This is a genomic window from Nocardioides abyssi (assembly GCF_030412915.1).
GTDB classification, from domain to species: domain Bacteria; phylum Actinomycetota; class Actinomycetes; order Propionibacteriales; family Nocardioidaceae; genus Nocardioides; species Nocardioides abyssi.
In genome coordinates this window covers 1-350 of record NZ_JAUHJR010000063.1, presented here as the reverse complement: position 1 = coordinate 350, position 350 = coordinate 1, and the positions used below count along the sequence as shown (strand labels likewise).

The following is a 350-nucleotide window of genomic DNA, read 5'->3' as shown; positions in this document are numbered from 1 at the left end:
GTTTTGTTCCAAAGGCGACTAGGTACCACCTTTTTTGATAATCATCTGTCTACTGCTTATGCAGTCAGAAAAGACCGTTCTTTTTCCAGCTTTTCCATGCCCCTACCAAAGTTTGGGTTGCTAGCTTGAGGGGTTTACCGCGTTCCACCTTTTATGTTTCCATAAAAGCTACGTCACTGTGGCACTTTCAGAATTACTCCGGCCTATCAAAGACTTAGCCATTTTATCCGCCGTAATGCGCAAAGCACATCCCTAGACTTATTTTTTTGTCTAGCACAAACACTACTGGCATCACAGCCAGTGCTAGCATGGACTTTCCTCATGATAAAATTGCAATATTTACCACGCGA

At 43.1% G+C, this 350-nt stretch carries 1 other RNA gene; it reads right to left on the bottom strand.

The features are described 5' to 3' along the window. Window positions 1-350, bottom strand: an RNA gene (gene rnpB, locus QWY29_RS19910) — RNase P RNA component class B; the annotation flags it as partial.